Genomic DNA, 23,743 nt, shown 5'->3' on the forward strand with positions numbered 1-23,743 from the left:
GTAAGAAATGACCCGCACGTCAAGCGAACGCGCGGGCCTGGTTGTTGAGAAAGATCAGGTGCCGGACTTGATCTTGGTCCACATACGGGTCGCTTTACGCTGAACCTTCGGCGGGTAGCCGTCCTTGGTGTAGAGGTTCTCGACGGTTTCCTCGCTCGGATAAATCGACGGATCGCCGATCACGTCTTCCTCGAGGAACTCCTGAGAGGCGAGGTTGCCGTTCGCGTAATAGACATAGTTCGACGCGGCGGCCATGTTCTCGGCATCCATGATGAAGTTCAGGAACTTGTGCGCGCCTTCCGGGTTCGGAGCGTCAACCGGGATCGCCATTTGGTCAAACCACATCAGAGCGCCTTCCTTAGGCGCATAGTATGCGATCTCGACGCCGTTATCCGCCTCGTCTGCGCGGTCACGCGCCTGAAGGATATCGCCGGACCACCCAAAGGCCACACAGATATCACCGTTTGCCAGAGCGTTGATGTATTCCGAGCTGTGGAACTTCTGCACGTAAGGGCGCACACCCATCAGGACCGGTTCGGCCTTGGCGACCACATCCGCGTCCATCGTGTTCGGGTTCTCACCGATATACTTGAGCGCGGCGGGGATCATCTCGTCCGGAGCGTCGAGGAAATGCACGCCGCATTCGCCAAGCTTCTCCATGTTGGCCGGATCGAAGATCAGTGCGAGCGAGTCCATCGGAGCGTCTTCGCCAAGGATCTCTTTGACCTTGCCGACGTTCACGCCAATGCCGGTCGTGCCCCACATGTAGTTGATGGAGTACTCGTTGCCGGGATCGTAGTTCGCGGTGCGGGCTTTGATTTTGTCCCACATGTTCGCTTCGTTGGGCAGCATCGAGAAGTCGAGCTTCTGGAAGGCTCCCGCAGAGATCTGGCGCGCAAGGAACGAACCGGTCGGCACCACGACGTCATAACCGGACCCGCCGGCGAGCATCTTGGTTTCGAGAACTTCGTTGGAGTCGAACACGTCATAGATCAGGTCGATGCCGGTCTCTTCTTCGAACTTGGTCAGAAGTTCTTCGTCGATGTAATCGGACCAGTTGTAGACGCGCACTTCCTCGGCGTTGGCAGCCATCGCGCCGAGAGCTACGGTGGCAGTCAATGTCAGAAGGGTGTGTTTCATTTTTGTCTCCCGTTGGATTGTCGGACATGTGCCCGACCGAAAATCACGAGAAAATTTTTGATCAAGTTTGGGGCATATGGCAACATCGGATTATTCGAGAGCCGCGGAAATCTGCAAGAAACGACGGCGTGATAAGGGAGATTTGCACAAATGGCAGGCGTTGGCACCCCAAGGCAGTTGGATGCCTATCCTGATGAAATTCCACAACGTATTCCCGTTCATCAGCAGGTGTATGAAGATCTGCGGACCCGCATTCTTTTTGGAGAACTCGCACCGGGACAACCGGTCACAATCCAAGGGCTTGTTGAGATTCTCGGCGCTGGAATGACCCCAGTCCGCGAGGCGATTCGCCGTCTCACGTCAGAAGGAGCCTTGGAATTTCAGGGGAATCGGCGTGTTACCGTGCCGACGCCAGACACCGCCTGCATTGAAGAATTGATCTTTGCACGCAAAGCGCTTGAGCCGGAACTCGCGAGAAGAGCGACGAAAAAAGCCACCCCCGCCGAGATCAATGCACTCGAAGAGATCGATACGGCGCTCGACGTCGCGATTTCTCTGGGCGATGTCGGAGCATATCTGCACCTGAATTTTGAATTTCATTCAAAGCTCTACCGGATCGCCGATGCGCCAATCCTGACCTCTATCGTCGAGAGCCTCTGGCTTCGTTTCGGCCCGTCGCTGCGTGTTGTCTGTGGTCGCATGGGAACTCAGAACCTACCGGACAAGCACAAGGAAACGCTCGCAGCGTTGCGGGCAAACGATGGCGAGGCCGCGGCGATCGCCATTCGAGATGACGTTGTGCAGGGCATGGAGCAAGTCCGGGAGGTGCTCATGGAGAACGCTCAGTCAGGCGAGATGATTGACACGTAAAAATTTGATCATATTCTGCGTGTAGCTTTGCCGATGCCGCTGATCGGCTCCTTCCTATCTCAAGAGGCACGCTTATGAGTATGATCACCAATCACATGCCGACGACCGAGCTGCAGGCTCTGGATGCGGCACATCACGTTCATCCCTTCACTGCGCAAGGAGAGCTTGCCGAGAAAGGCGCCCGTGTCATCACCCGCGCCAAGGGCGTGACGCTTGTCGATTCCGAAGGCGAAGAAATCCTGGATGCGATGGCAGGCCTCTGGTGCGTAAATATTGGCTATGGCCGCGAGGAGTTGGCCGAGGTTGCCGCGCGCCAGATGCGTGAACTGCCCTACTACAACACGTTTTTCCAGACGACCCATGTACCCGTGATCGCCCTATCGGCCAAGCTAGCCGAGTTGGCGCCGGGGGATCTCAACCATGTCTTCTATGGCGGCTCTGGCTCCGAGGCGAACGACACCAATCTGCGTCTCGTGCGGACCTATTGGGCAGAGAAGGGCAAACCCGAGAAGAAAGTCGTCATCAGCCGCAAGAACGCCTACCACGGGTCGACCGTCGCAGCGGCAAGCCTTGGCGGCATGAGCGGCATGCATGCCCAAGGTGGTCTCCCGATCCCGGATATCCATCACCTGAACCAACCTGACTGGTATGCCGAAGGTGGCGACATGTCCCCGGAAGAGTTCGGCCTCGCGCGCGCGCGCGAATTGGAAGAAGCTATTATCGAGCTTGGCGAGGATCGGGTCGCGGCCTTTATCGCAGAACCGGTGCAGGGAGCGGGCGGTGTGATCGTGGCACCCGACAGCTATTGGCCCGAGATACAGCGTATCTGCGACAAGTATGAAATCCTTCTGATCGCGGATGAGGTCATTTGTGGCTTTGGTCGAACCGGGCAGTGGTTTGGCTCGCAAACTCTCGGTATCCGTCCCGATATTATGACCATCGCCAAGGGTTTGAGTTCGGGCTACGTGCCGATTGCGGCCTCGATCCTGTCCGACGAGGTGGCGAAAGTCATCGGTGGAACCGAGTTCAATCACGGCTACACTTATTCCGGGCACCCGGTCGCCGCCGCAGTCGCGCTCGAAAACCTGCGGATTCTCGAAGAAGAGCATATTATCGACACGGTGCGTGAAGAGACTGCGCCGTATCTGAAGGAAAAATGGGAAGCTCTCGCGGATCACCCGCTTGTCGGCGAGGCGAAGATCGTTGGCATGATGGGCTCGATTGCCCTGACCCCGAACAAAGCGACCCGCGCAGCTTTCAAGGCGCCTGCCGGCACCGTGGGGTTCAAATGCCGCGAGCATTGCTTTGCCAACAATCTGATCATGCGTCATGTGGGCGATCGCATGGTCATTTCGCCGCCGCTCATCATCTCGAAAGCAGAGATCGACACCCTGATTGAGCGGGCGACTCGGGCACTAGACCTGACCTATTCCCAGCTTCAGAAAGAAGATCTGCTCGCCTAAGTCAGGCCGAAGATGAAATGATTGCGCCCGACATTCACGTGTCGGGCGCTCAATTTTTCCCCACAATCCCTTTTGGATGCTCGCTGTCTGTGCAGCGTCTTGGATAGTCTCAAGAGGGGGCCGCAACCATTGGTTGATGGCCCCTGTTGTAAAGGCGTTTAGCCACGATTTTTTCGAGCATGGTTCCCAGCCTCCGACGGCCCAAACAGGAGGCATATGTCGGAAAAATTGTATGAACCGTCGCAAAACATGCACTGAAACGGGTGACCTCGGCCCTACGGTCGTGTTTTGTATCTGGTGTTGCACTTACCCGATTGGGTGTGCTTACATTTCAAGCAATAGGGCAGAAACAATCTGCCAGATAAACAACACAGGGAGCCAGTTTTGGCCGATTCTGCATCGAACGACGCTTTCGTTGAATTCGAACGCGTCCAGAAAAGCTATGATGGCGAAACGCTCGTCGTAAAAGATCTCAACCTCCAAATGCCGAAAGGCGAGTTTCTCACGATGCTCGGGCCGTCCGGTTCCGGCAAAACAACTTGCCTCATGATGCTTGCTGGTTTTGAAACCGCAACGCATGGTGACATCCGCCTCGACGGCGTCTCCATCAACAACATCCCGCCGCACAAGCGCGGCATCGGCATGGTCTTTCAGAACTACGCCCTTTTCCCCCACATGACGATTGCCGAGAACCTGAGCTTCCCGCTCGAGGTACGCAAGCTTGGCAAATCCGAGCGCGAGGAAAAGATCAAGCGTGCCCTCGACATGGTCGAGATGGGCAGCTTTGGCGGCCGCCGCCCGGCGCAGCTTTCGGGCGGCCAGCAGCAGCGTGTCGCCCTGGCGCGTGCTCTGGTGTTCGAACCTGAGCTTGTTCTGATGGACGAACCGCTCGGCGCGCTGGACAAGCAGCTGCGTGAGAAGATGCAGTTCGAGATCACGCACCTCGCCCACAGCCTCGGTATTACGACGGTCTACGTGACGCACGACCAGACCGAAGCGCTGACCATGTCGGACCGTGTTGCCGTGTTTGACGATGGTCGCATTCAGCAGCTCGCGCCGCCCGATCAGCTTTATGAAGCACCGATCAACAGCTTCGTCGCGCAATTCATTGGCGAGAACAACACGCTTGAGGGCACCGTCAAAGAGATCAAGAACGGCCGCGCGCTGGTTCAGCTCGATGACGGCGAACTGATCGACTGCAACCCCGTGCACGACTCGGTGCAGCCGGGTGCACGCACACGGGTTTCGATCCGCCCCGAGCGCGTCGAATACAATAAAGAGCGCCTCCAAGAAGGGGCGCACACGCTCAAGGCCGAAGTGCTTGAGTTTATCTATATGGGGGACATCTTCCGGACCCGTCTCCGGGTCGCCGGGAATGATGAGTTCATTATCAAGACCCGGAATGCTCCGGACCAGGTTCGCCTGAAGCCGGGCGAGCAGATCGAGATCGGCTGGTTGCCGGAGGATTGCCGCGCACTGGACGCCTAAGTCCAATGCGCCATCGCGTCTCCCGGGCGACCGGGGGAGCAAAACAAAACATTAAAGTTCAACAAGGAGAGAAAACTATGAAGTTTACGAAACTGACCGCACTGGCACTTTCGACCGCTATTTGCGCGCCGATGGCCTTCGCGGCTGACATGGCCGACGAAATGACCATCGTGTCCTGGGGCGGCGCATACTCCAACTCGCAGCAAAAGGCTTATCACGAGCCCTACATGGAAAAGACCGGCGTCTCGATCATCAACGACGAGAGCTCGGCTGAAGCCGTGGCCAAGCTGCGCGCGATGAACGAAGCGGGCAACGTGACCTGGGACGTTGTGGACGTTGTGGCAGCTGACGCAATGCGTCTCTGCGACGAAGGTCTCGCAATGGAGATCGATCCGGACACCCAACTCGCACCGGCGCCCGATGGCACCTCGGCGGCTGATGACTTTGGTGACCTGCTCGTCTCCGAGTGCTTCATCCCGCAGATCGTTTACTCGACCACCTTCGGTTACCGCACCGACCTCGTGGGCGACACCCCGCCGACCAGCGTCTGCGACGTGTTCGATCTCGAAGCCTACCCGGGCAAGCGCGCGCTCGAGAAGCGCCCGATCAACAACATGGAATGGGCTCTGCTTTGTGACGGCGTTCCGAAAGCAGAAGTGTATGACGTTCTCGAGACCGCAGAAGGTCAAGAGCGCGCCCTCGCCAAGCTCGACACCATCAAAGACAGCGTTGTCTGGTGGTCGGCCGGTGCTGACACCCCGCAGCTTCTCGCCGATGGCGAAGTCGTGATGGGTTCGACCTATAACGGTCGTCTGTTCTCGGTCATCGAAGAGCAGGATCAGCCGGTCGCAATGCTCTGGGACGCACAGGTGTTCGACCTTGACGGTTGGATCATTCCGGCAGGCCTGAGCGAAGAGCGCAAGGCACGTGCACTGGACTACATCTACTTCGCGACCGACACTCAGCGTCTCGCGGACCAGGCCAAATACATCTCGTACGGCCCGGCACGTCAGTCCTCGGCACCGCTCGTTGGTAAGCACGAAGAGCTCGGCATCGACATGGCGCCGCACATGCCGACCGACCCGGAAAACGCCAAGAACACGTTCCTCTACAACTACGAGTTCTGGGCTGACTATCGCGACGACATCGACGCGAAATTCCAGGCTTGGCTCGCGAAATAATCGCGTGACCTGAACGACGCGGAGGGGCGATGCACGCCCCTCCGCATCCGATGCAAACCCGCATCAATATGTCCGCACGGACCAAATGAGCGCCGAAAACAGGCGACACAACGGGGAGCCACATGAGCGACACCACCGATACCGGCCCGGTTCTTGCGGCCGACGGCACACCGCTTAAACGTAGCCTTGCGCGCGCGCTGCGGATGCAAAAGCTCCGCGCGCTGATGCTGATCGCGCCTCTGCTTCTATTCGTACTTTTGACATTCATCCTCCCGATCGTGGACATGCTGTTCCGTTCGGTCGAGAACCAGATCGTCTCGGACACGCTGCCAAAGACGGTTGCGGAATTGCAGGAATGGGACGCCAATTCCGGCGAACTGCCGAGCGAAGCGGTCTTTGCCGCGCTGGCTGCAGACATGAAAATCGCGGTCGAGGAGAAGACGCACACGCGCCTTGGCTCTCGACTGAACTATGAAAAGACGGGCCTTTCGTCGCTGTTCCGCAAATCTGGCCGTAAGGTCAAACGTTGGGATCTTGCCGAAGACGCGCCGTTCAAAGAGAAATTCATCGATATCGACAAGGATTGGGGCGATATCGAGGTCTGGCGCACGCTTCAGACCTATAGCCCGAAGCTGACCAATGGCTACTTCCTGAACTCGGTAGACATGCAAAAAGGCGTCGATGGCCCGGAAGCGCGGCCTGAGAACCAGCAGATCTATATGACGCTGTTTGGGCGAACGCTCTTCATGTCGCTCGTCATCACGACAAGCTGTATCCTGCTTGGCTATCCCGTCGCCTGGATCCTCGCGAACCTGCCGTCTCGAACGGCGAACCTGCTGATGATTCTCGTGCTTCTACCCTTCTGGACATCCCTCCTTGTGCGGACTTCCGCATGGAAAGTGATGCTGCAACAGCAGGGGGTGATCAACGATGTGTTGGTCTGGCTGGGCTTGGTTGGCGATGACGCGCGATTGGTCATGATCAACAACCAGTTCGGCACGATTGTCGCCATGACGCACATCCTTCTGCCCTTTATGATCCTGCCGATGTATTCGGTGATGCAGACGATTGCGCCAACCTATCTGCGTGCGGCGAAATCGCTTGGCGCAACGAACTGGACGGCGTTCTGGCGGGTCTATTTCCCGCAGTCGGTGCCGGGCATCGGCGCAGGCTCGATCCTCGTGTTCATCCTCGCCATCGGCTACTACATCACGCCGGAAATCGTAGGCGGCACCAAGGGCGTCTTCATCTCGAACCGGATTGCGTACCACATCTCGAGCTCGCTCAACTGGGGCCTCGCGGCCGCGCTTGGGACGATCCTGCTCGCCGTGGTCCTCATCCTGTACTGGGCCTATGACAAGATCGTCGGCATCGACAACGTGAAACTGGGATAAGAGACATGGCACTAACACCCGTTACTCCACAAACCCCCGGTTTCACCGCAGCGGCCTCTGCCGCGGTTGGTGCCTTCTTCGGGCTTTTCATCGGCACGGCTCAGGGCTCGGGTCTTCTCGGAATCCTGATTGGCGCCGGGCTTCTTGCAGTCCTCGCTTTCGTGTTCAAAACCATCGTGAAGCAGGAGAAACCTGCTCGCCTTGCAATGCTCCTGGGCTTTGGCGCGGTTGGCTTTGCGCTGGGCGGCGTGCCCGGTCTTGTGGTCGGCGCGCTCTTGGGCTGGTTCTTTGGTTGGTATATTTTCTTCGTCGGAGAAAGCCGTTACCGCCAGACGCTTGCGCCCTACCTGACCCCCGGCCAGGTTCTTTGGCACTACACGTTCCGTGTGATCTGTGGGGCGATATTCGTCTTCCTGATCACGCCGATCCTCGTGGTTCTACCGCTCTCGTTCAACGCGGAAGACTTCTTCACCTTCACGCCGGAGATGCTTCAGTTCAAAGCCGAAGGCTATTCGCTCAAGCACTACCGTGACTTCCTGACCAGCAGCGACTGGCAGAACAGCCTGAAGAACTCGGTTCTGATCGCGCCGATGGCGACGATTCTATCGGTGAGCTTCGGGACGCTGGCGGCCATTGGTCTTAGCTCTGAGCATGTGCCGTTCCGGCGCGCGATCATGGCGATCCTGATTTCCCCGATGATCGTTCCGCTTATCATTTCGGCGGCTGGTATGTACTTCTTCTATAGCCGGATCGGCCTTCAAGGCACCTATCTCGGCGTGGTACTGGCGCATGCGGCCCTCGGCATTCCCTTTGTCATCATCACCGTGACGGCAACGCTTGTCGGTTTCGACCGCTCGCTCACGCGTGCGGCGGCGAACATGGGGGCGGACCCGGTCACCACCTTCTTCAAGGTGCAGATGCCGCTCATCCTGCCGGGCGTGATTTCGGGCGGTCTCTTCGCCTTCATCACCTCGTTCGATGAGGTTGTCGTGGTGCTCTTCGTTGGTTCCGCCGGTCAGAAAACCCTGCCATGGCAGATGTTTACAGGCCTGCGCGAACAGATCAGCCCGACCATCCTCGCCGTGGCGACGATCCTCGTCGTGATCTCGATCATGCTACTGACGACCGTTGAAATGCTGCGTCGTCGTTCGGAACGTCTCCGGGGAATGTCGCCGCAGTAAGCGGGTCAAAGGTTAAAGAATTGAAAAGGGGGCGTTCGCGCCCCCTTTTTTGTTACCGCAGAACCTTTGGGGTTTTGCCCCCGCCGCCGCCAGAGCGCCGGAGCTGCTGCAACAAGGTCAGCGAGGCATAGCCATCCGGGGTCAGACCCTTTGCCTCTTGAAAGGCGCGCACGGCGTTGATTGTCAGCGGGCCGATCTTGCCGTCGATCTTCTGTGTGTCAAATCCGGCGCGGGTCAGGCGGCGCTGAAGCTCTTTCCGTTCGCTGAACGTTAGCGCACGGTCGCCATGCGGCCATTTTCCGCGAATGGGCGGCCCGCCCTTGATGCGATCGCTCAGGTGTCCGACGCCGATCACGTAGGCATCCGCAGTGTTGTATTTCTCAATCGCAGAAAAGTTCGAAAAAATCATGAACGCTGCGCCATTGCCGCCAGCCGGAAGCAGGATCGACCCTTGCCCGTTGCTATTCGGCACGGCTCGACCGTTCATGTCTGTGACGCCAAGAGCGGCCCATTGTGCAGGCGATTTCAGGATCTTGCGATTGGCGAGCGTGTAGTTGAACCCAGCCGGCAGGCGCACTTCGACGCCCCAAGGCTTGCCCCGTTGCCAGCCGGACTTGGCAAGGTATGCCGCCGTCGATGCAAGCGCGTCAGTCGGATCATCGGACCAAATATCACGACGGCCATCGCCGGTGAAATCGACGGCAAAGCTCTCGTAGGAGGTTGGAATGAATTGGGTATGGCCCATCGCCCCAGCCCAACTACCGGTCATGCGATGCGCGGGAATGTCGCCGTTCTGGATGATCTTGAGCGCCGCAAGTAGCTGAGCTTCAAAGAACTTTCCGCGCCGCCCGTCATAGGCGAGCGTCGCCAGCGCCTCGATGGTGGGAATGTCACCACGGAAGGTTCCGTAGGCGCTCTCAAGGCCCCAGACGGCGGTCACGACCTCCTTGTCGACGCCATAGCGGCGCTCGATGGCCTCGAGCGTGCGGTTGTGGCGGCGCAGGGCGTCCTTGCCGTTGCGAATCCGAGTGTCGGATGCAGCAGAAGCAAGGTAATCCCAGATGGTCTTGGTGAACTCGGACTGGTTCCGGTCCTTCTTGATGATGCTGCTATTGTAGCGCACACCGCGAAAGGCCTGATCGAATACAGAAGCCCGCACACCAGAGGCCAATGCCCGCGAGCGGAACGACTTGATCCACCGATCAAACCCGGCATCTCCAGCCGTTTCAGTCACTTGCGGGGTGGTTGTCGCGAGGTCTAGGTCGCGCAACTGCGGCCGCAGAGAACGCGCGGGGGCGGCTGCGGCGAGGGTTATTTCAGGCGTTTCGGCAACGCGCGTCATCGGGCGCGGGGATTGCGCCGGGGCGTTGGCGAGTGCCGGGGTGCCAAGGGCGGTGGCACCAAGAAGAAGGCCCAGAATCGGGGATCGCATCGTTTTGCCTCGGTTTGTTTTTTCGCCATTCTAGCGCGATTGTTGCGATCCGAGAAGCAATCCCGAAAAGATCGCGCGGGGATTTGCCGACAAAGGTTAACGCGAAAACCCACGTCGGTATTACGTCGGTATCGCGTCTGTATTGCGTCTGCGAGGGTCTCGGCGTGCCCAGAAACCTTACCCGAACGCGCGGGTTAACGAAGTCTTTCAAAGACTTCGCCCCGATTTCTTCGAAATAAACCGCGCCCTAGCGCCTCTGGCGATTGACCTTGCGTTTGGTCTTGGCGGCCTTCTTCTTGGCCTTGGTCTCTTTTCGCCGAACCGGTTTGCCGCGCCCGCGTTTGGGGCCTTGCCGCACTTTCTTGTCATCGATGGAAAGCAGTTCGAGCGCGATACCGCCCGTCACCGGCGCCGCCTCGGTCAGGCGCACGGTCACGCGCTGGCCAAGGCCGATCGTCAGACCGGTCTCGGAGCCGCGCAGGGTTTCGCTCTCGTGGTCATACTTAAAGTACTCCCGTCCGAGATTGCGCATCGGGATCAACCCGTCCGCACCGGTCTCGTCAAGCTTCACGAAGACACCGAACCGCGCAATGCCGCTAATGCGACCAGTGAACTCGTTGCCGACCCGTTCAGAAAGATAGGACGCGAGATAGCGGTCATTGGTGTCGCGCTCGGCCAGCATGGAGCGGCGCTCGGTGTCGGAGATATGCCCGGCGGTCGTCTCGAGGTTCTCGATCCCTTCCGGCGACAGCCCATCCTCGCCCCAACCATGCGCCGAGATCAGCGCACGGTGCACGATCAGGTCGGCGTAGCGGCGGATCGGCGAGGTGAAATGCGCGTAGGATTGCAGCGCGAGGCCGAAATGGCCGAAATTCGACGGGCTATAGTAGGCCTGGGTCATGGAGCGCAGGGTCGAGAGGTTGATGAGCTCGGCATCCTCCGTCCCGGCGGCCGCATTCAAAAGCGCATTGAGGTGCTGTGTCTTGAGCACCTGCCCTTTGGCGAGGCTGAACCCAGCGGCCTGGGCCGTTTCGCGCAAGGAGTCGAGCTTTTCGGGGTTCGGCTCTTCGTGGACCCGGAACAGGAGAGGCGATTTCTTGGCGATGAGTGTCTCGGCGGCAGCGACATTGGCGAGGATCATGAATTCCTCAATGAGCTTATGCGCGTCGAACCGATCGCGGAACATGACCGAGGCGACCTTGCCCTCGGGCGTCAATTCGACTTTGCGCTCTGGCAGGTCGAGATCGAGCGGCTGGCGCGCGGCACGGGCCTTGGTCAGGGCGGTGTAGGCGGCGTAGAGCGGGTCGATGACCTCTTTCATCAGGGGAGCGCAGCGCGCGTTCGGTGTGCCGTCGCGGGCCTCTTGCACTTCGGCGTAGTTGAGCGAGGCGACAGAGCGCATCATGCCGCGCACGAAACGATGGCTCAGTTTGTGACCCTTGGCGTCGATCTGCATCCGCACGGCGATACAAGCGCGCGGGACGCCTTCGTGAAGCGAGCAGAGATCGCCGGACAGGCGGTCCGGCAGCATCGGCACCACACGGTCAGGGAAATAAGATGAGTTGCCGCGTTTGCGCGCCTCGCGGTCAAGCTCGGAACCGGGGGTAACGTAATGGGCCACATCGGCAATAGCGACCCAGATGACATGGCCGCCCTCGTTCTTGGGGTCGTCGTCTGCATGGGCCCAGCAAGCATCGTCATGGTCGCGCGCATCCGCCGGGTCGATTGTCACGAGGGGCATATCGCGCATGTCCTCGCGTTCCCCGAGGGGGGCGGGCTTGGCGGCGTCGGCCTCGGCGATGACCCCATCGGGAAAGGCATCGGGGATGCCGTGTTGGTGGATCGCGATGAGCGAGACGGCCTTGGGCGCAGAGGGATCCCCGAGGCGTTCCACGACCTTCGCGCGGGGCAGGCCAAGGCGGCCCTTGGGGCCGGTTTGTTGTGCCTCGACCAACTCGCCGTCCTTGGCGCCGTTGATGCCCTCGTTCAGCACCTGCCATTCCTTACCGTCGCCCTTGTCGATGGGGACGATGCGGCCGCTTTCGGCAGTCAGGCGGAAGACGCCGAGCACACGTTTGGGATTGGTGCCGATGCGACGGATGAGGCGGCCCTCATAGCGCCAGGCTTCGCCCTCGATTTCGGTCAGCCGGGCAAGGATGCGATCGCCTTGGCCAAGGGCGGGATCAGAGGCGCGGGGGATCACTAGGATCAGGGGTTCTTCGCTGTCGCCCTCCCATTCAAGCGGGCGGGCGTAGAGATCGCCATCGGAATCCGGGCCGCTGATCTGCAGGACAGAGACGGGCGGCAGGCTGTCGGGGTCGCGGTAGGTTTTCTTGCGTTTCGACAGGTGGCCTTCTTCCTCAAGCTCCTTCAGCAGGCGCTTGAGGTCGATCCGCGCGGCGCCCTTGATCCCGAAGGCTTTGGCGATGTCGCGCTTGGAGGTCAGGGTCGGGTTCTCGGAGATCCAGTCGAGGATCTCGGCTTTGGTCGGTATACGCATGGATTGGGCCTAGCACGGGCCGCGCGGCGCGTCATTGGGAAAAAGGCGGAGGGGCGCTGCCCCTCTTGAGCCTGCGGCTCAATTCACCCCGGGATATTTTAGGCAAGAGGAAGATCGGCGGCGGTGTCGACATCATGGAGCGTCGTCGTCAGGGCGATACGGTGGTGGGGCAGCGTTGCCATCGAGTCGGCGAGGGCGTGCTGTGTGGACCAGCGGACGCCTTGCAGGAATCCGGGGGGCGGCGCGGCGGTGCGTTTGAGGCCGACGAGCCAATAGCCGCCATCCGTTGCGGGGCCGAACACGGCGTCGTTTGATCCAAGCGCGGCAAAGGTCTCGGCAATGTGGTGCCGTCGGATGCCGGGAATGTCAGCACCGATGATACAGGCCGGGCCGGGCGGTTGCGTGCGCAGAAGGCGGGCCATGCGGTCCCCGAGGTCACCGGGGCCTTGCGGCAGGCGCGGCAGATCGGCGGGCCAGACACGAGAGGCGAGCCCTGCGCGATCAGGGGCAACCGCCAATAGCGTGTCCCAGCGCGGGTCAGTGATCCGGCGCAGGAGTGCAGCGCTTTGGTGACGAAACCACCACGCGGCCCGCGTCATTCCGATATCGCGCCCGAGCCGTGTCTTGACCCGACCGGGCCGCGGCTCTTTGACCATGACGATGAGACGTGCGCGATGGGCCATATTCAGGCGAAATAGTCTCGAAGTATGCGGCTATAGATGGTCTTGAGCTGGTGGATTTGTGCGACTGGGACGTTTTCATCCACTTGGTGCATGCTCTTGCCGACGAGGCCGAACTCAACCACCGGGCAATGGTGTTGCACAAAGCGGGCGTCCGAGGTGCCGCCGGTGGTCGACAGGTCGGGCGTGCGGCCGGTTTCGGCCTCGACCGCGGCGGCGACGAGATCGGAGAGCGGGCCGGGGGGCGTGATAAAGCTCTCGCCGGAGATCTTCACCTCCATCCCGATCTCGATCCCGGACTCGGCGGCGACCGCATCGGCAAGGCTCTGCATCCAGTCGGTGAGCGAGGCACCGGAGTGGAGATCGTTGAAGCGGATGTTGACCGTGGCGCGGCACTCGGCGGGGATCACGTTGGTCGCGGGGTTGCCGGTATCCATGGTGACAATGGCCAGCGTCGAGGCGTCAAAATGCTCGGAGCCGTCGTCGAGCGTATGGGAGGCGAAGCGGTCCATCAGGCGCGCCATCGCCGGGAGTGGGTTCTTGGCGCGGTGGGGATAGGCGGAGTGGCCTTGTTTGCCAGTAAAGGTAAACCACGCTGTAAGAGAGCCACGGCGACCGATCTTCATCATCTCGCCCATCTCATTGGGGCAGGTGGGTTCGCCGACAAGGCAGACGGACATCTTCTCGTCCTCGGCGTCCATGTAGTCGAGAAGCGCCGTTGTGCCATCCACGGCGTCGCCTTCTTCATCGCCTGTGATGGTTAGGACGATGGCGCCCTCGGGGGGCGTCTCACGCACGAAATCCACGGCGGCGGCGGCGAAAGCGGCAACCCCTGATTTCATGTCGGTCGCACCGCGGCCATACATGATCCCGTCGCGGAGTTCCGCACCGAAGGGATCGACGGTCCAGGCGGCCTCGTCCCCGACCGGGACCACATCGGTATGACCGTTAAAGCCGAAGGTGCGCGCATGGCCCTTGTCGCCCCAGCGGGCGAAGAGGTTCGACACCCCACCGCGATCCACGCGGGTGCAGGCAAAACCGGCCCCGGAGAGCAGCTCTTCGAGCAGCACGAGCGCACCGCCTTCTTCGGGTGTGACAGAGGGGCAACGGATCAGGGCAGCGGTCAGGTCGGCGGGGTCAATGGCGGGCATCCGGGGCTCCTTTGGAAGGGTTTGGCCCAGAGATACAGCGCCGCCGCGATGGCTTCAATGCAACAGCCGTGCCGGCGCAGTGCCGCGTCTGGCGTGTTTTCTCTTCAAAGGCTTAACAAGGCGGAACAAATCTGGCATGATCGGGCCAATAATAAACCCGAGGCAGGGTATTCGAGCGGGCATTTAGACCCATTATAATTTCGCCCTCGCGACACCGAGTCATAACGGTGAGCGAGACCAAGGCGCTGCCTCGCATAATTTGAGGGCAGGCAGTATGCCTATTGCGCAGGAACTCACCTACGATACAGGTGCGAGCGCCACGGAAATGGCGCAGGAAATCTTTGGCGACGGCGTGACCGTGGTCAATGCGAGCTACAGTGGCTCGAACGGATCATCGGCGATTTACTCCAACGGCGATACCATTTCACCCGAAGCGACCCCCGGCGACACAGGGGTGATCCTGTCGACCGGGAACGTTCGGGATTTTACCAACAGCGGCGGCGGTGGCTGGTGGGGTGGCAGTTCCACCAACACCAACCAATCGAGCAGCACCTCGACCAATACGAGCGGCGAGAACAACAACCCGTTGTTCAACAATATCGTCGGCTCCAATACCTATGATGCGGCCTATCTCGAGGTCCAATTCATCCCGACAGGCGACACGATGACCATGCAGTTCGTGTTCTCGTCGGAGGAATATCCGGAGTATATCAACTCGATCTACAACGACGCCGTGATTGTTATGGTCAACGGCGAGGAGGTCGAGGTTGCGGTCGGGTCGGGCAATGCGAGCATCTCGACGGTGAACACAACCAACAACTCGAACCTCTATCTCGACAACACGGGCGATGCTTATAACACCGAGATGGACGGGTTCACCGTCACCATGACGCTCACCATGGATGTCGATCCGGGTGAGCTCAACGAAATCCTGATCGGTATCGTTGATGTCGGGGACAGCAGTTATGACTCCAACGTGCTGATCGCGGGGGATTCCGTTCAGACGGCGGTCATCGCCAATGCCGATTGGCAGACCATGGGCCTCAACGCGACCAAGACGGTCGATGTGCTCGACAATGACGAAGCTGGCAGCACGCTGACCATCACCCATATCAACGGTCAGCCGGTCGAGCCAGGCGATACCATTGTCCTTTCGACTGGTCAGGTTATCACGCTCAACGCCGATGGCACCTTGGAGGTGACCTCGGACGGGGACGAGGAAGAGGTCAACTTTACCTATACGATCGAGGATGAGAGCGGCACGAGCGATGTCGGCTTTGTCACGATCAATTCGACCGCGGTGCCTTGTTTCGTGAAGGGGACGCTCATCCGCACGCCAGAGGGAGATGTCCCGGTTGAGGATATCGACGTTGGCGATCTTGTCGAAACTTATGAGAACGGCGCGCAGGAAGTGCGCTGGATCGGGTCGCGGACGGTTCCGGCGGAGGGCGCCCTTGCACCGATCCGGATCGAGGCAGAGAGCTTTGGCGATCACGGCACACTTCTCGTATCCCCGCAGCATCGGGTGCTATTACGCGACAGCCGGGCCGAGCTTTTGTTCGATAGTCCAGAGGTTCTGGTGAAGGCGAAAGACCTGATCGACGATCAGCGCGTCACGCGAGAGACCGGCGGAGATGTCACCTATTTCCATATGCTGTTCGATAGCCACCAGATCGTGTTCTCGCAGGGGCTTGAGACCGAGAGTTTCCTACCGGGGCCGGAGATCAGCAACATCTTCGAAGAGGAGATTGTGGAAGAGATCTTTACCCTGTTCCCTGAACTCGATCGCGAGACGGGTGAGGGATATGGCCCGGCGGCGCGGCGGTTGCTCAAGACCTACGAGGCGGCGGTGTTGACCAAGTCCGGCAAGCGGGTGGCGTGAGGGGCGCGCGATGACCTGGATCGCCCTTCGGGACCGCAATGATGCGCTTTTCGCGCCGCAAGGACTCGCCCGCATAAGGCGGGGTGATGCGCCGGAGGCGTTGCAGGATCTCGACCGTCCAATGGCACGGGGGAGCCTTCTTCTCGAGACGCGCTTGTCGCCCTATGAGGCACCGCAGCTTCTTCTTGGGTTCAAACGCGATTTCGATGCAGAGATGAGCCTGATGCTGCGCGCGGTGCCGGGCGGGGGGATATCCCTCGTGCATACGCGCCAGGGCGACATGTGCCACGCGGCGCTCACCCACGATGCAGAGGCACGGCGCACCGATATCTTGCGCATCACCTATAGCTGGGACGTGGCGCATGGTTGGGCGCGGCTTGCGGTCGAGCGACCGGACGTGGCGCATTGCTTTCAGACCGTCGTCGCGACGCCGGTGGCGCTCACGCTGGCGGATGTGCGTGACATGATCCACAATCCCGCGGCCTCGGTGATGGATGAGGATGTCTCTTTCCTTGCCGTATCCGACCGGATCGAACCGATTGGGCCGATGCCGGGGCTGACGGCCTCTCTTCCTGTGGCGACGCCCTATGGAATACGCCCGCTCGGCGATTTGCAACGCGGCGATCTTGTCGAAACGCTTGGGGGCAAGGTTGTGCCGGTGCTTGATGTGCTCCGCCGCACGGTGCCGGCGCGCGGCCTGTTCGAGCCGGTGCGCCTACGTCATCCCTATTTCGGGCTCGAGCGTGATATCGTGGTCAAGCCGGGGCAGCGGGTTCTCGTCGGCGGGTCGCGGGTCGAATATCTTTTCGGACGCGAGCATGTGCTTGTGCCTGCGGGGCATCTGACCGGTGGTGCCGCCGGGGTGCGCGAGCAGGGCCATGCGCTTGTGACCTATACCCAGCTTCTCTTGCCGCAGGCCGAGGCGATCTATGCGGCGGGCACCTATCTTGCGAGTCTCGATATCGGGCGGCTTCGGCGCAAACGCGATCTTCTCGCCGCGAGCCTTCTTGCGGGGCTGCCGCGCAACCACCTGCCAGAGCATATCGCGCGGCCCTATCCGGTGCTTGGTGCGTTTGAGGCCAATACACTCGCGACCCAGCTGAGCGCGGCCTGATCCTCTCCTGAAACGCCTTAGTGCGCGCTCGACTCGTCGGCGGGCAGGGTTTCTTCCCCGTTGTAGAAGGCGGTCATCTGGGCGACGACGACCGAGTTCTCGTCAAGCGCGCGCTGCATCAGCTCTTGCTCATCCTCGGCGATCTCGTGGCCCTGTGCCTCGCGTTCTTCGCGGGTGCCATAGCCGGTCACGTCAAGCGGGGCGAGATCGGCCTGCTTGAGGATCGCCACGGTCTCGCGCACGGCTTCGGCCTCGTCGATGCCGCTCGCATAGATCATGAGGGCGGCGCCGGTGGCGTCATCGGGAAGCCCGTCGCCATCCTTGCGGCCAACCTGAACAAGCAGGGTATAGACCTGCTGGCGCGATGTCTTTTTCGTCTTTTCCATGGCGCGGCCATATCCCGCGTGCAGGAGTGGCGTCAAGCGTCAGAAGATGAAGTTGTCCGCGTCGAGCATGTCGAGGGACACATTCCGCAACTCGATCGAGACATCGGCGACTTCCCATGTGCCGCTATCCCAATAGATCGTCGCGTCGCCGTCTTCGTCCTCGCCCAGCGTCAGGGAAGAGAGCCCAGCGAGTTTCATTTCGGAGAAGTCGAGCGTGTCGAGCAATGGGTCGAAATCGAGAACGATATCATGCGATATGCCGCCGCCGTAGGCACCGAAAGAGCCACCGTCGTTCTCTTTATAGATGAGCGTATCCGCCCCGGCCCCGGTCCAGATGAAGTTGTGCCCGGCATCGCCATAGATGAGGTCGTCGGCATCCGTTCCGACGAGCACTTCGTTCACCGCCCCCGTATAGAGCCCGTTATCATGATCGCGGTCGTCTCCGATATTGCTTACGGCGCCATCAACGAACCAAAAGCGGATCGAACTCCAGTAGCCCGCCCCGAGTTCGAGGTACTCGACAAACCAGCGGTTGGCGTCCTCATGGAACATGTTCTCTACGGTGATCGTGCTGTCGGCGTTGGTGCCGATTTCGATCAGGAGGTCATTGCCGATGCGAGCGAAGTCGAGCATCGCAAAGGCGCCGTCCAAGCCGACCGGAGACGACGGGCCGTAGATGCCGTTGATTTCGATGATGTCGGCATTGAGGTAGGTCGCCTTGTTGCCTGCATCGCGGATACGGTCATGGCCGCTCGCGGCGCCGTCTGTGCCGACGTAGAAGGTATAGAGGTCACCGCCTTTGCCGCCGATGAGCAGGTCGTCGTCTGCGCCGCCGTCGAGATTGTCCTTGCCGTTCTGGCCACGCAGCGTGTCGTTGCCGTCATGGCCGCGCACGAAATCCGCGCCCGCCCCGGCCCAGACCTTGTCGCGCCCGTTTTCGCCATAGATGAAATCGCCGTCCGCACCGCCGCGGATCTTGTCGTTGCCATTGCCGCCAAACATGCGGTCTGTGCCGCTGCCACCGAGCAGGACATCGGCGCGATTGCCCCCAAAGAGCACATCGTCGCCATCGCCCCCGTCGAGGCGATCGCGCCCGCCATTGCCATAGAGGTAGTCGTCGCCCGCATCGCCGTTGAGGCGGCTGCGCTTGTCTCCGCCGGTCAGGATGTCGGCCTCTGTGGTGCCATCGCGGCCAGTGATGAGGTTGTAGAGCGTGCCGCCCGCCGTCATCGTCGTGATGGTTCCGTCGCCCCATTGGTCAGAGATCACGATGTCATAGGATGGCGCGCCGGGATGGCGGAAGTAATAAGGGCGGTGTGGCAGGTGAATGACGAGGTCGCCCCCGACGCGTTCGAAGGTTGCCCAGCCCTGATAGCCAAGATTGGCGGATTGGTAGAGCGCGCCCACGCCGACGATCGTATCAATCGCACCGTCTGTGCCGCTATCGTTGATCAGGAAGTTGTAAATCCCTGCATCGGCCGAGCGCGACAGGTCATAGACATCCGCTCCGTCGCCGCCGTCCAGTTCCTCGAGACCTTGAGGTTCGGTTGTGCCGAGGGGTTTGAGAAGGTCGTCGCCCGCCGTACCGGTCAGCGTGTCGCTGTCCGTCGTACCGATAAAATCCGCCATGTTTTGGACTCTCCGCTGTCCAGAATGAAACGCGCGCTCGGGAAACGTGGCACATATGCTGGACAACCGTCCATAAACCCAAGTCGTATTGCGCAGTTTTGCCCCCGTTCTTTTGGTTTTTTAGGGTCGCGCCTTGGTTGGCGGGGCTTTGTCTCTCGCACCGTGCGAGCGGGGAAGAAGGCGCCTGCGCGCGTGGCACCCTATCCATTCGGATGGGATACGCTTCAAATGCCCCGTGTTTTCCACACTTGCGACAATAAAAAGGCATCGAGAATCGGTTAGATACAGCATCGAGACGTGCCGCGATGATGTGTGTGGGGGGAAGCGACCCTCGTGTTTCCCCGAAGCCACCACCGTCCGTGCAGTTTAAGGCTCTTTGCGACGACCCTGTGCGACAGTGTTTCGTGATGTGCCGCAGACATACGAACGTTTCGTGCGTTTCGCCTTGGCCCTCATCCGGGGCGAGGTCGGGCGCATGAGTGGCGAAGGGCCTTCTCCCGGGCTTTTTGAGTGTTTTTTCTTTGGGGTGATGAAATGGTAACGGCTGCTGAACTTCCGATTGATACGAGTGCCTCCGATATGGAGATGGCCGAGGCGATCTTTGGCTCGGGTGTTTCGATCACGTCGGCGACATACACCGGTGCAAGCCAAGCGTCCGGTATCTATTCGAATGGCGATAGCGTCTCTGACGCGCTGACGCCGTCGGACACAGGCGTGATCCTGTCGACGGGCAAGGCGACCGACATCACCCGCGACAGTGGCGATCCCAACCGCCAGTCTGATGAATCGACCAACTGGTATCGCTCGGGGGATAGTGACCTCGAAGAGATCGCCAACGCAAAGACCTTTGACGCCGCCGTGTTCGAAGCGACCTTTGTGCCCGATGGCAGCGTGTTGACCATGCAGGTCACCTTCTCCTCTGAAGAGTATCTCGAATACGTCAACTCCGGCTTCAACGACGCGGTGGGCGTCTGGGTCAATGGCGTCAAAGCAGAGCTGACGGTGGGTGATGGCGATATCACCATCAACAACATCAACAATACGTCGAACGAGAACCTCTATGTCGACAACCCGCAGAACGCAGAGGTTGCCAACACCGAGATGGACGGGTTCACGCTCACGATGACGCTCAAGGCACCGGTCAATCCCGGGGAAGAGAACGAGATCAAGATCGCCATCGCGGATGGCGGCGACGGAATTTACGATTCCAACCTCTTGATCGCGGGCGATTCTGTGCAATGCGCGCTTGTGGCCGGCGATGATGCCTATGAAATCGGCGTCAACGGATCCTACACGTTCGACCTCACCGAAAACGATGTGAGCTATACCGGCGCCACGCTCAACATCACCCATATCAACGGTCAGGAAGTCACGCCGGGCGAGACCATCACCCTGCCGAGCGGCGAGATGATCACCTTCAACGTCGATGGCACCGTGACGATCGAATCTGACGGCGACATTGGCGAGAACGTCTTTTCCTACACGATCGAGGATTCTGACGGGAACTCGGACGTGGGTTTTGTCACGGTCACCACGGCGCCCTGTTTCGTGGCGGGCACCCGGATCATCACCAACAAGGGCGAGGTGCTGATCGAGGCGCTTGAACCCGGTGACATGGTGCTGACGCGGGACAATGGGTTTCAGCCGCTGCGCTGGATCGGGCAGACGACGCGCCGCGCCGAGGGCAAGGATGCGCCGATCCGCTTTGAGGCCGGGGCACTTGGCGCGCATGAGACGGTCGAGGTTTCACCGAACCATCGCGTGCTTGTCACATCGACGCGGGCGATCCTTCTGTTTGGCGAACCCGAGGTGCTCGTGAAGGCCAAGGATCTCGTCAATGACAGCACGATCCGCCCCCGCGAAGATGGCGCACCGGTGACCTATGTGCACCTGCTCTTTGATCGGCACGAGATCGTGCGCGGCAACGGCCTTGATAGCGAGAGCTATCACCCAGGCCATGAAACGATCGAGAGCTTTGATGCAGAGACCCGCGAAGAGATTCTGCGCCTGTTGCCCAACTGCGATGCGATGATGGGATATGGCTATGGCCCGGCGGCCCGGATTTCTCTTCGCGCCTTTGAGGCCCGCGCCCTGTTCCGGCAAGGCTAAAGCCCTGCCCAATACGTGCGGCTTTTCCGCGATTTGCAACGCCCTTCCGCCGTTGACCGTCCCTTTGGGGCGGGGCATGGTGGTGTCGGGGTTTTGCACGAAAAGGGCATTGGGCTTTGCACGAATTCTTGAATCGCGTCCGCGCATGGGCGTTTGTGTTTCTGGCCCTTCTGGGCGGGACGTGGATCCTGCCGACACCTCTTACAGCGCAGGATACGCTCGTCTTTGCGACGGTGGACCGCCCGCCATTTGCATCCCTCGAGGGGGCGACGCCGCAAGGGTTTAGCATCGACCTCATGCAGGGAATCGCCCTCCGGCTTGATCGCAAGCTACGCTTCGTGCCGAAGGACAAGTTTGCCGATATGCTTGACGCAGTACGGCAGGGCGATGTCGACGGCGCGATTGCCAATATCTCGATCACCGCCGACCGCGAACGCGAGATGGATTTCAGCCAGCCGATCTTTGAAAGCGGGCTGCAAATCCTGCTGCCAAAAGAGGACAGCATGTTCATGCGTCTTCGCGGTGTTCTGAGCGGTGACATCCTGATGATGGGTCTGGCGGCGCTGGGCCTCTTGTTCGGAGGCGGGATGCTCATGTGGGTGTTCGAGCGTGGCCGACAGCCCTATTTCGACCGCCCGCTTGGGGATGCGATGTTCCCGTCTTTCTGGTGGGCGCTGAACCTTGTCGTCAACGGCGGCTTTGAAGAGCGCATGCCGATGTCGCGTGTCGGTCGGGTCTTTGCGGTGATGCTCGTGATTGCGAGCCTGTTTATCGTTTCGATCTTCGTCGCGACGATCACCGCCGCCGTCACCGTCGAAGCGCTTCAGGAGAACGTCGATTCCATCAATGATCTCGATGCGCGTAGCGTGGCGACCGTCGCGGGATCGACGAGCGCGGATTACCTTGCCAAGCGCGATATCGCCTTTGCGGGCTACGCGAGCCCGGATGAAATGCTTGCGGCCTTTGAAAGCGGTGCGGCGGATGCGGCGGTGTTCGATGGGCCGATCCTTGCCTTCCATCTGAACGAGAAACTTGCCGGACAAGCGCGCCTCATCGACCGTGTGTATCGCCCCGAGAACTACGGTATCGCCCTGCCATCGGGCAGCCCGTTGCGCGAAGACATTGACCGCGCCCTACTCGCCATGCGCGAGGACGGCACCTATGGCGCCCTTGTCGACAAGTGGTTCGGCGAAAGCTTTCGATCGGAATGATCCCAAAGAAAAAGGCGCCATCCCCGGAGGGCGGCGCCTTTCATGTGTCTCGTATCGCGCAGATTAGTCGCGCAGAAGCTCGTTAATAGAGGTCTTGGAGCGGGTCTTGGCGTCGACGCGCTTGACGATCACGGCACAGTAGAGGTTCACACCGTTCTTCGACGGCATCGAGCCCGCAACGACAACCGATCCTGCCGGAACTTCGCCATACATGACTTCGCCGGTCTCGCGGTCGACGATCTTGGTCGACTGGCCGATGAAGACACCCATGCCAAGGACCGAGCCTTCGCGCACGATACAGCCTTCGACCACCTCGGAGCGCGCCCCGATAAAGCAGTTGTCTTCGATGATCGTCGGACCGGCCTGCATCGGCTCGAGCACGCCGCCAATCCCAACGCCGCCAGAAAGGTGCACGTTCTTGCCGATCTGGGCACAGGAGCCCACGGTCGCCCAGGTGTCGACCATCGTGCCTTCATCGACATAGGCGCCGAGGTTCACGAAAGACGGCATTAGCACAACGCCCGGTGCGATATAGGCCGATTTGCGCACGATGCAGTTCGGCACGGCGCGAAAGCCCGCGTCTTTCCATTCGCCGTCACCCCAGCCTTTGAATTTGGAATCAACCTTGTCCCACCAGTGGCCGCCCTGCGGCCCGCCGTCTTGCTGTTCCATGTCTTTGAGACGGAAACCAAGGAGCACGGCCTTCTTGGCCCATTGGTTCACGTGCCAATCGCCGCTCTCGAGCTTCTCCGCCACCCGCAGTTTGCCCGAATCGAGCGCGTTCAACGTTGCCTCGATCGCTTCGCGTGTCTCGCCGCCGGTCGACGGCGTGATGGTATCGCGCACGTCCCATGCGGATTCGATGGCTTGTTCCAGTTGGGCATTCGACATGTTCTTTTCGCTCCACTGTTAAGGATTCGAGACTTCATAAC

18 protein-coding genes are annotated in these 23,743 nt (G+C 60.3%); 10 read left to right on the forward strand and 8 right to left on the reverse strand.

Going from position 1 to position 23,743, the window contains the following annotated elements:
* Positions 1–54: 54 nt before the first annotated feature.
* Positions 55–1,140: a polyamine ABC transporter substrate-binding protein gene (locus R1W01_RS07830; protein ID WP_297754535.1), complete on the reverse strand. Its 1,086-nt coding sequence runs from the start codon at positions 1,138–1,140 to the stop codon at positions 55–57.
* A 150-nt stretch (positions 1,141–1,290) separates the two neighbouring features.
* Here R1W01_RS07830 and R1W01_RS07835 point away from each other — a divergent pair, with 150 nt between their 5' ends.
* The 6 genes from R1W01_RS07835 (at position 1,291) to R1W01_RS07860 (ending at position 8,717) form a co-directional block, all read left to right on the forward strand.
* Positions 1,291–2,010 (forward strand): GntR family transcriptional regulator, encoded by a 720-nt coding sequence (locus R1W01_RS07835; protein WP_243611678.1) that lies wholly within the window; start codon positions 1,291–1,293, stop codon positions 2,008–2,010.
* A 74-nt stretch (positions 2,011–2,084) separates the two neighbouring features.
* Positions 2,085–3,473 carry an aspartate aminotransferase family protein gene (locus R1W01_RS07840; protein ID WP_243611679.1) on the forward strand — a complete coding sequence of 463 codons (1,389 nt, stop codon included), beginning with the start codon at positions 2,085–2,087 and terminating at the stop codon, positions 3,471–3,473.
* Between the two features lie 384 nt (positions 3,474–3,857).
* Positions 3,858–4,961 (forward strand): ABC transporter ATP-binding protein, encoded by a 1,104-nt coding sequence (locus tag R1W01_RS07845; RefSeq protein WP_243611680.1) that lies wholly within the window; start codon positions 3,858–3,860, stop codon positions 4,959–4,961.
* A 77-nt stretch (positions 4,962–5,038) separates the two neighbouring features.
* Positions 5,039–6,142 (forward strand): extracellular solute-binding protein, encoded by a 1,104-nt coding sequence (locus tag R1W01_RS07850; protein ID WP_297754530.1) that lies wholly within the window; start codon positions 5,039–5,041, stop codon positions 6,140–6,142.
* Between the two features lie 122 nt (positions 6,143–6,264).
* On the forward strand, positions 6,265–7,536 hold the full coding sequence (locus R1W01_RS07855) for an ABC transporter permease (RefSeq protein WP_297754527.1): 1,272 nt from the start codon (positions 6,265–6,267) through the stop codon (positions 7,534–7,536).
* A 5-nt stretch (positions 7,537–7,541) separates the two neighbouring features.
* Positions 7,542–8,717 carry an ABC transporter permease gene (locus tag R1W01_RS07860; RefSeq protein ID WP_243611683.1) on the forward strand — a complete coding sequence of 392 codons (1,176 nt, stop codon included), beginning with the start codon at positions 7,542–7,544 and terminating at the stop codon, positions 8,715–8,717.
* Positions 8,718–8,769: 52 nt separating this feature from the next.
* Here the strand turns inward: R1W01_RS07860 and R1W01_RS07865 are convergent, their stop codons facing one another.
* From R1W01_RS07865 to dapE, 4 genes are all read right to left on the reverse strand, one after another.
* Positions 8,770–10,149 (reverse strand): lytic murein transglycosylase, encoded by a 1,380-nt coding sequence (locus R1W01_RS07865; RefSeq protein WP_297754523.1) that lies wholly within the window; start codon positions 10,147–10,149, stop codon positions 8,770–8,772.
* A 247-nt stretch (positions 10,150–10,396) separates the two neighbouring features.
* Positions 10,397–12,649 carry a ribonuclease R gene (gene rnr, locus R1W01_RS07870; RefSeq protein WP_317275182.1) on the reverse strand — a complete coding sequence of 751 codons (2,253 nt, stop codon included), beginning with the start codon at positions 12,647–12,649 and terminating at the stop codon, positions 10,397–10,399.
* A gap of 98 nt (positions 12,650–12,747) precedes the next feature.
* Positions 12,748–13,332 carry a TIGR04282 family arsenosugar biosynthesis glycosyltransferase gene (locus R1W01_RS07875; protein ID WP_297754517.1) on the reverse strand — a complete coding sequence of 195 codons (585 nt, stop codon included), beginning with the start codon at positions 13,330–13,332 and terminating at the stop codon, positions 12,748–12,750.
* Between the two features lie 2 nt (positions 13,333–13,334).
* A complete protein-coding gene (gene dapE, locus R1W01_RS07880; RefSeq protein WP_297754514.1) occupies positions 13,335–14,480 on the reverse strand; it encodes a succinyl-diaminopimelate desuccinylase in 1,146 nt (381 codons plus the stop codon).
* Between the two features lie 274 nt (positions 14,481–14,754).
* On the opposite strand from dapE, the gene R1W01_RS07885 reads away from it, so the two are divergent.
* Complete coding sequence (locus R1W01_RS07885) at positions 14,755–16,362, forward strand: Hint domain-containing protein (protein WP_297754511.1); 1,608 nt, start codon at positions 14,755–14,757, stop codon at positions 16,360–16,362.
* 10 nt (positions 16,363–16,372) lie between these two features.
* Positions 16,373–17,476, forward strand: a complete 1,104-nt coding sequence (locus R1W01_RS07890; RefSeq protein ID WP_243611689.1) for a Hint domain-containing protein — start codon at positions 16,373–16,375, stop codon at positions 17,474–17,476.
* 17 nt (positions 17,477–17,493) lie between these two features.
* On the opposite strand, the gene R1W01_RS07895 is transcribed toward R1W01_RS07890, so the two are convergent.
* Entirely contained in the window at positions 17,494–17,862 is a 369-nt protein-coding gene (locus R1W01_RS07895) for a hypothetical protein (protein WP_243611690.1), read from the reverse strand.
* A gap of 39 nt (positions 17,863–17,901) precedes the next feature.
* Entirely contained in the window at positions 17,902–19,491 is a 1,590-nt protein-coding gene (locus R1W01_RS07900) for a calcium-binding protein (protein WP_317275183.1), read from the reverse strand.
* A 534-nt stretch (positions 19,492–20,025) separates the two neighbouring features.
* On the opposite strand from R1W01_RS07900, the gene R1W01_RS07905 reads away from it, so the two are divergent.
* Both R1W01_RS07905 and R1W01_RS07910 read left to right on the forward strand, forming a co-directional pair.
* A complete protein-coding gene (locus R1W01_RS07905; protein ID WP_243611692.1) occupies positions 20,026–21,600 on the forward strand; it encodes a choice-of-anchor L domain-containing protein in 1,575 nt (524 codons plus the stop codon).
* Between the two features lie 116 nt (positions 21,601–21,716).
* Positions 21,717–22,811, forward strand: coding sequence for a transporter substrate-binding domain-containing protein (locus R1W01_RS07910; RefSeq protein WP_317275184.1), 1,095 nt, complete (start codon positions 21,717–21,719; stop codon positions 22,809–22,811).
* Positions 22,812–22,874: 63 nt separating this feature from the next.
* On the opposite strand, the gene dapD is transcribed toward R1W01_RS07910, so the two are convergent.
* The gene (dapD, locus tag R1W01_RS07915) at positions 22,875–23,702 is read right to left on the reverse strand and encodes a 2,3,4,5-tetrahydropyridine-2,6-dicarboxylate N-succinyltransferase (RefSeq protein WP_297754501.1); all 828 of its coding nucleotides are present in this window, start codon (positions 23,700–23,702) and stop codon (positions 22,875–22,877) included.
* Between the last annotated feature and the right edge of the window lie 41 nt (positions 23,703–23,743).

Source organism: Shimia sp. FJ5, assembly GCF_032918335.1.
GTDB classification, from domain to species: Bacteria; Pseudomonadota; Alphaproteobacteria; order Rhodobacterales; family Rhodobacteraceae; genus Shimia; species Shimia aestuarii_A.